Annotated in this window: 3 protein-coding genes; all 3 read left to right on the forward strand. The window is 52.4% G+C overall.

What is annotated here, in order from left to right; genetic code table 11:
- The first annotated feature begins 801 nt into the window (after positions 1-801).
- The gene (locus MPRO_RS04190; RefSeq protein ID WP_067287433.1) at positions 802-1,767 is read left to right on the forward strand and encodes a porin; all 966 of its coding nucleotides are present in this window, start codon (positions 802-804) and stop codon (positions 1,765-1,767) included.
- A gap of 178 nt (positions 1,768-1,945) precedes the next feature.
- Positions 1,946-2,650, forward strand: coding sequence for an MlaA family lipoprotein (locus tag MPRO_RS04195; protein WP_067287436.1), 705 nt, complete (start codon positions 1,946-1,948; stop codon positions 2,648-2,650).
- Positions 2,651-2,730: 80 nt separating this feature from the next.
- Positions 2,731-3,257 (forward strand): hypothetical protein (locus MPRO_RS04200; protein WP_158651747.1); only part of this gene is annotated, 527 nt, incomplete at its 3' end.

Below are 3,257 nucleotides of genomic sequence, written 5' to 3' on the forward strand. Positions count from 1 at the left end.
TGTTTAATGTACCGTGTCGGACTTGACCGATCGTAGCGAGGGGAAGTCCGTTTTGAGCTCTTTTGAGGCGATAAATCGGCAGGATAGCCGATTTACACAGCGTAAGCTGCCCACCGGGCAAGCTACAGGGATGTAGCTTGTGAATAGTGGTTCTATCAAAGAGCAGACAAAAATGACCCCTCTTTACCAAAACCGGCTTTTCCGCAGTAGATAAGTGTTAAGTCCGACAGGCTGCTAGAAAGCCGCAGCGATAGGGCGCTGAGGCAGGAACTAAATAGAAGTCGCTAGTCTGCGCCTATTTAGGCCGGCTGTACCGCTGCGGTTGTCGGTTGCTGTTATGGCGCTTGTGTGTCTATGGGTTGTTAATGCGCCATTAAGTCATTGCGTGCCGGCTGGGTTTATTTGCAAGACTCCGGATTCACAGCCGTGGCGGCTATGCAGGCGGTGTGATATCCGGCAGCAATAGCGCTGTGGGCAGGCTTGCGTGCTGCGGGCGGGTATGCTGTAATGCTTGCGGTTTTGCTATTGCTTGGCCGTTGTAATAGGGATGTTTCTAACGCTTTTTTGGAAGCGAAACTGCGCCAGGCAAGGCCAAAGAATGTACAGGTTGACTTAACCTTTAGTGACAATTCGTATGTGACTATAAATAAAGTAGCCAGGTGGTAAGGAAAAGAAATGAAAAAAATCCTTTCACTGGTTTGAAATAATTAGAATTTATAGTACTTTCCTAGAAGCACTTAGGTGCACTAAGAAAAACTAGAGTACACAACTAGTAAGTTGAATCATTGAAGGGGAATGTTGATGAAAAAGTCACTGATCGCTCTGGCTATCGCCGGTGCCATGACTGCTCCGATCGTCGCTCAGGCCGATGCCACTCTGTACGGTGGTGTTGATACCCGTCTTCAGTTCGTAGAAGACAAAGACGCTAACCTGTACGTCGACAAGGCTGAAATCGGTGTTAAGGGTTCTTCCGACCTGGAAAACCTGGACGGCGTTAAAGCCACTTACCAGATCGAATTCCGTCTGGATGCCAACGGTAGCGATCCAATGGCGGCAAACGGCAGCAACGTTAGCGGCGACGTTATCATGCGTAAAGCCAACGTTGGCCTGGTTGGCAACTTCGGTATCGTTCAGGTGGGTCGTCAGAACCGTCTGACTGAAGCCGGTGAAGGCTATACCGATATCCTGATGGGTCAAACCAACAACCTGATGAACAATGACCGTGTCGGTAATGCTCTGACTTATGTCACACCGAAGATGGCGGGCTTTGAAGCCTATGCTCAGTTGATCGCTGATGGCGGCAATGATGATGCTGAAGAAGATGTTGACGGTTACACTGTTGGCTTCAACTACTCCATCATGGATCTGAGCCTGTCTGTTGGTTACTCCGAGCTGGATGGTAACTATCTTGATGGGACTGCTACTACTGGACTCGTAGAAGATGCAGATTTGCTGGTAGTCGGTGCCGGTTACAATATCGGTGACCTGACTCTGGGTGCTACCTATGAGAAAGCTGAACAGGGTTCGATGGAAGACGAAATGTACGCCCTGGCCGCGACTTACAAGATTGGCAATGCCAAGCTGAAAGGCGTCTACGGTGAAAACTTCAACGATGGCGGCGGTAACAACGACGAACAGGCATACGGCGTTCAGGCTGAATATGCTCTGGGCAAAAAAGCTGGCGTGAAAGCCGCTTACACTGTGCTGGATCCGGATAATGCCGCCAGCACCGACATTGTTACTATGAGCTACTACGTAAACTTCTAATCCGCCTGGCGTGATTGGTTGTACAGAAGGGTCCCCGCAAGGGGGCCCTTTTTCGTTTGGGCAATGCTCGCCGATAGGGCTGCGCGGCGGGGATACGGATCTGCATCTGGTTTACGCAGGTGCGAAATGCTATAAAGAGCCAATGTTTAGGCAGTGTTAAGTGAAGGAAGCATTGACGATGAAATCCTGCAAGGTTGCGATATTGAGTGCGGCGCTGATGAGTACGCCGCTGGTTGCGGCCGAACAAGGCGAAGGTGCATCAGTTGATCCATGGGAAGGTTTTAACCGGACTGTGTTTGAGTTTAACGATGTGCTGGATCGCTATGCCCTCAAACCTGTTGCTCAGGGTTATCAGTACGTAACGCCTGATCTGGTTGAGCGTGGTGTGTCGAATTTTTTTGGCAACCTGGGTGATGTGCGTACTCTGGTAAACAACGCCCTGCAGTTGAAGTTGCATGATGCCGCCAGCGATGTCGCGCGCATAACGCTTAACAGTACCTTTGGTCTTGCCGGTGTGCTGGATCTCGCAACGCCGCTGGGGCTGGAAAAGCACAGTGAAGATTTTGGTCAGACGCTGGGCTACTGGGGTGTGCCAAGCGGTAACTATCTGGTGCTGCCATTGTTTGGCCCCAGCACGCTGCGTGATGGTATGGCCCTGGTGCCGGACAGTTACCTGGACCCTGTGGGCGAAGTCGAGCATGTGCCGACGCGTAACAGCCTCTATGCCATGCGCCTGATCGATATGCGCGCCGAGCTGCTGGCGTCTGAAGGCTTGACCAGTGGAGATCGTTATCTTTTCATTCGCGATGCCTATCTGCAGCGCCGGGAATTTCAGGTGAATGATGGCCAGATCAATGCGCCTTTTGATGCGCAGGACTTCTGACCTTTGCGTTGCAACTTCAGGGCAATCGGCGTAGTGTGCAGGCACATGAACATGTGGCTTTTTCTACCGCAGGCTACTCTATGAGTCCCCCCTGCCACCGGATTCTGCTGGTGGAGTCCGATACTCAACTTATCGATCAAATCTTTGAACTCAGTGAGCAGGTCGAACCCTTTCGTCTGCAGATACTGAGAGCCTCTGATGCGTCGGCGCTTGAAAGTCTGCTGGATCATTACGAGTTTTCGCTGGCCGTGGTCAATGTGCAACGATTACCGGCGGATCTTCCTCTGCGCGACCTCTGTATTCGTTTGCACCCCAAGCCGGTTGTAGCGCTGGTGCCAGAGCTGGACGCTTCCTTCCTGCTCAGTGGCCTGCGTGCCGGCGCCAGTGACATTTACAGCTACCGTTGTCTGCAGTACGAAGCCCAGGCCTTTGTGGCGACATTGTCGCGCCTGCTGAGCCGTGCGGCGCAGCTTGAGGCTGCAAATCTCTACCGCGAGAGTCTGGAGCGCAGCCTTGATGAGCTGCGTTCTGACCAGATGGCGGCGCAGCAGGTACAGCAGAATCTGCTGCCGGCCAAGCTGCAAACCATCGGAGGTGTCAGCTTTGC

This window comes from Marinobacterium profundum (genome assembly GCF_001528745.1).
Classification (GTDB): Bacteria; Pseudomonadota; Gammaproteobacteria; order Pseudomonadales; family Balneatricaceae; genus Marinobacterium_A; species Marinobacterium_A profundum.

What these genes read in the sequence shown, in the direction of transcription:
- MPRO_RS04190 (WP_067287433.1), top strand. Translation starts at nt 802, where the DNA reads ATGAAAAAGTCACTGATCGCTCTGGCTATCGCCGGTGCCATGACTGCT.
- MPRO_RS04195 (WP_067287436.1), top strand. Translation starts at nt 1,946, where the DNA reads ATGAAATCCTGCAAGGTTGCGATATTGAGTGCGGCGCTGATGAGTACG.